Below are 4,978 nucleotides of genomic sequence, written 5' to 3'. Positions count from 1 at the left end.
TTGGTGTTGTTCTGGCTGATGTTTGATGGATGGATACAAGACACACGATCACTCTTTGTGGGTGGTGGTGTGGTGTCACCGTTTGATTTCGGCTGGGATACAGATTTTTTTAACGGAGAGTTTGATCCTGGCTCAGGACGAACGCTGGCGGCGTGCTTAACACATGCAAGTCGAACGATGAAGCGCCAGCTTGCTGGTGTGGATTAGTGGCGAACGGGTGAGTAACACGTGAGTAACCTGCCCCCTACTCTGGGATAAGCCTGGGAAACTGGGTCTAATACTGGATATGACCAATCACTGCATGGTGTGTTGGTGGAAAGATTTTTTGGTGGGGGATGGACTCGCGGCCTATCAGCTTGTTGGTGGGGTAATGGCCTACCAAGGCGACGACGGGTAGCCGGCCTGAGAGGGCGACCGGCCACACTGGGACTGAGACACGGCCCAGACTCCTACGGGAGGCAGCAGTGGGGAATATTGCACAATGGGCGAAAGCCTGATGCAGCGACGCCGCGTGAGGGATGACGGCCTTCGGGTTGTAAACCTCTTTCACCAGGGACGAAGCTAACGTGACGGTACCTGGAGAAGAAGCACCGGCTAACTACGTGCCAGCAGCCGCGGTAATACGTAGGGTGCGAGCGTTGTCCGGAATTATTGGGCGTAAAGAGCTTGTAGGCGGTTTGTCGCGTCTGCTGTGAAAGACCGGGGCTTAACTCCGGTTCTGCAGTGGGTACGGGCAGACTAGAGTATGGTAGGGGAGACTGGAATTCCTGGTGTAGCGGTGAAATGCGCAGATATCAGGAGGAACACCGATGGCGAAGGCAGGTCTCTGGGCCATTACTGACGCTGAGAAGCGAAAGCATGGGGAGCGAACAGGATTAGATACCCTGGTAGTCCATGCCGTAAACGTTGGGCGCTAGGTGTGGGGCTCATTCCACGAGTTCCGTGCCGCAGCTAACGCATTAAGCGCCCCGCCTGGGGAGTACGGCCGCAAGGCTAAAACTCAAAGGAATTGACGGGGGCCCGCACAAGCGGCGGAGCATGCGGATTAATTCGATGCAACGCGAAGAACCTTACCAAGGCTTGACATACACCGGAATCATGCAGAGATGTGTGCGTCTTCGGACTGGTGTACAGGTGGTGCATGGTTGTCGTCAGCTCGTGTCGTGAGATGTTGGGTTAAGTCCCGCAACGAGCGCAACCCTCGTTCCATGTTGCCAGCACGTGATGGTGGGGACTCATGGGAGACTGCCGGGGTCAACTCGGAGGAAGGTGGGGATGACGTCAAATCATCATGCCCCTTATGTCTTGGGCTTCACGCATGCTACAATGGCCGGTACAGAGGGTTGCGAAACTGTGAGGTGGAGCTAATCCCAAAAAACCGGTCTCAGTTCGGATTGGGGTCTGCAACTCGACCCCATGAAGTCGGAGTCGCTAGTAATCGCAGATCAGCAACGCTGCGGTGAATACGTTCCCGGGCCTTGTACACACCGCCCGTCAAGTCACGAAAGTTGGTAACACCCGAAGCCGGTGGCCTAACCCTTGTGGGGGGAGCCGTCGAAGGTGGGACTGGCGATTGGGACTAAGTCGTAACAAGGTAGCCGTACCGGAAGGTGCGGCTGGATCACCTCCTTTCTAAGGAGCACATGAGCTCTTGCATCACCGCGTGTGTGATGGGAGTGTGCTGGGTGGAACGATGATCATGGTGCACGCACTGCTCGCTCGAGCAAGCTCAAGTACAACACTGTCTTCGGATGGTGTGGGGAACGGGCTGGCTGAGGTGGGGTGGTGGGTGTGATTGGCGCGTTGTTGGGTTCTCAGGACATGCATCATGCGTGTTCTGGGGTTTGGCTGGCACTGACGGCCCGGCCACGAACGACTGCACGTGAGGACCTGTGAGGGTTCGGTGTGGTTGTGGTGGGTTGGTTGGTGTGTGGCGTGTTGTTTGAGAATTACACAGTGGACGCGAGCATCTAGTATCTGTGATCTTTAAGTTTTTAAGGGCACACGGTGGATGCCTTGGCACCAGGAACCGATGAAGGACGTTGTAATCTGCGATATGCCTCGGGGAGTCGATAAACAGGCTGTGATCCGGGGATTTCCGAATGGGGAAACCCGACCAGAATCATGTCTGGTCACCTGCACCTGAACACATAGGGTGTTGGGAGGGAACGTGGGGAAGTGAAACATCTCAGTACCCACAGGAAGAGAAAACAAGAGTGATTCCGTGAGTAGTGGCGAGCGAAAGCGGATGAGGCTAAACCATGATCGTGTGAGACCTGTCAGGGGTTGCGGTTGTGGGGTTGTGGGACAGTGCTGACCTTGTCTGACAGCAGGGTGCGCAGTAAGAAACCAGTTGTGTAGTCGAACAGTTTTGAATGGCTGGGCGTAGAGGGTGCGACTCCCGTAGGCGAAACATAGCTGGCTGTGTTGTGCTGTTTCCCAAGTAGCACGGGGCCCGTGAAATCTCGTGTGAATCTGGCAGGACCACCTGCTAAGCCTAAATATTCCCTGGTGACCGATAGCGGACTAGTACCGTGAGGGAAAGGTGAAAAGAACCCCGGGAGGGGAGTGAAATAGATCCTGAAACCGTGTGCTTACAATCCGTCGGAGCCTCTGTGTGGGGTGACGGCGTGCCTTTTGAAGAATGAGCCTGCGAGTTAGTGCTCAGTGGCGAGGTTAACCCGTGTGGGGTAGCCGTAGCGAAAGCGAGTCCGAAGAGGGCGTTTGAGTCGCTGGGTCTAGACCCGAAGCGGAGTGATCTACCCATGGCCAGGTTGAAGCGCCGGTAAGACGGCGTGGAGGACCGAACCCACTTAGGTTGAAAACTGAGGGGATGAGCTGTGGGTAGGGGTGAAAGGCCAATCAAACTCCGTGATAGCTGGTTCTCCCCGAAATGCATTTAGGTGCAGCGTCGCGTGTTTCTTGCCGGAGGTAGAGCTACTGGATGGCTGATGGGCCCCACCGGGTTACTGACGTCAACCAAACTCCGAATGCCGGTAAGTGAGAGCGTGGCAGTGAGACTGCGGGGGATAAGCTTCGTAGTCGAGAGGGAAACAGCCCAGATCATCAGCTAAGGTCCCTAAGCGTGTGCTAAGTGGGAAAGGATGTGGAGTTGCTGTGACAACCAGGAGGTTGGCTTAGAAGCAGCCACCCTTTAAAGAGTGCGTAATAGCTCACTGGTCAAGTGATTCTGCGCCGACAATGTAGCGGGGCTCAAGCACATCACCGAAGCTGTGGCAATGACACACTTACCCTTAACGGGGGTGTTGTTGGGTAGGGGAGCGTCGTGTGGCGAGTGAAGCGGCCGAGTGATCGAGTCGTGGATGCTACACGAGTGAGAATGCAGGCATGAGTAGCGAATGACGGGTGAGAAACCCGTCCGCCGAATAACCAAGGGTTCCAGGGTCAAGCTAATCTGCCCTGGGTAAGTCGGGACCTAAGGCGAGGCCGACAGGCGTAGTCGATGGACATCCGGTTGATATTCCGGAACCGGCGAAGAACCGCCCATACTGAACCATGGGATGCTAACCACCCGAACCATGAACGCCGAGCCTTCGGGCTCATTGTTCATGGGGAGCGTGGGACCCGATCGTGTAGTAGGTAAGCGATGGAGTGACGCAGGAAGGTAGCCTCCGCGGGGCGATGGTTGTCCCCGTTCAAGCATGTAGGCCGAACGTCTAGGCAAATCCGGACGTCGTATTGGCTGAGATGTGATGGTGACCACGTATGTGGGAAGTAGGGTGATCCTATGCTGTCGAGAAAAACTTCTAGCGAGGTTCGAGCCGCCCGTACCCCAAACCGACTCAGGTGGTTAGGTAGAGAATACTAAGGCGATCGAGTGAATCGTGGTTAAGGAATTCGGCAAAATGCCCCCGTAACTTTGGGAGAAGGGGGGCCCAAGCCTTGAAGCACTTGCGTGCTAGGGGTGAGGGTCGCAGAGACCAGGGAGAAGCGACTGTTTACTAAAAACACAGGTCCGTGCGAAGAAGTAATTCGATGTATACGGACTGACGCCTGCCCGGTGCTGGAAGGTTAAGAGGACTGGTTAGTCACTTTGTGTGGCGAAGCTGAGAATTTAAGCCCCAGTAAACGGCGGTGGTAACTATAACCATCCTAAGGTAGCGAAATTCCTTGTCGGGTAAGTTCCGACCTGCACGAATGGCGTAACGACTTCTCCACTGTCTCAACCACGAACTCGGCGAAATTGCAGTACGAGTAAAGATGCTCGTTACGCGCAGCAGGACGGAAAGACCCCGGGACCTTTACTACAGTTTGGTATTGGTGTTCGGTACGGCTTGTGTAGGATAGGTGGGAGACTGTGAAGCATTAGCGCCAGCTGGTGTGGAGTCATTGTTGAAATACCACTCTGGTCGTATTGAGCTCCTAACTTCGGTCCGTGATCCGGATCAGGGACAGTGCCTGATGGGTAGTTTAACTGGGGCGGTTGCCTCCCAAAGGGTAACGGAGGCGCCCAAAGGTTCCCTCAGCCTGGTTGGCAATCAGGTTTTGAGTGTAAGTGCACAAGGGAGCTTGACTGTGAGACAGACATGTCGAGCAGGCACGAAAGTGGGGACTAGTGACCCGACGGTGGCTTGTGGAAGCGCCGTCGCTCAACGGATAAAAGGTACCCCGGGGATAACAGGCTGATCTTGCCCAAGAGCTCATATCGACGGCATGGTTTGGCACCTCGATGTCGGCTCGTCGCATCCTGGGGCTGGAGTAGGTCCCAAGGGTTGGGCTGTTCGCCCATTAAAGCGGTACGCGAGCTGGGTTTAGAACGTCGTGAGACAGTTCGGTCCCTATCCGCTGTGCGCGTAGGAAACTTGAGAAGACCTGTCCCTAGTACGAGAGGACCGGGATGGACGAACCTCTGGTGTGTCAGTTGTTCTGCCAAGGGCACGGCTGATTGGCTACGTTCGGAAGTGATAACCGCTGAAAGCATCTAAGCGGGAAGCACGCTTCAAGATAAGGTTTCCAT

2 rRNA genes are annotated in these 4,978 nt (G+C 55.3%); both read left to right on the top strand.

The annotated features are described in order from the left end of the window. The first annotated feature begins 109 nt into the window (after positions 1-109). Positions 110-1,632 (top strand): 16S ribosomal RNA (locus AA983_RS14475). A gap of 352 nt (positions 1,633-1,984) precedes the next feature. After that, positions 1,985-4,978: ribosomal RNA gene (locus tag AA983_RS14470) — 23S ribosomal RNA — on the top strand; the annotation flags it as partial.

It is taken from the genome of Dermacoccus sp. PE3, assembly GCF_001021715.1.
In the GTDB taxonomy this organism is placed as follows: domain Bacteria; phylum Actinomycetota; class Actinomycetes; order Actinomycetales; family Dermatophilaceae; genus Dermacoccus; species Dermacoccus abyssi.
The sequence above is the reverse complement of the archived record's forward strand: the minus strand, read 5'-3'. Positions and strand labels throughout refer to the sequence as shown.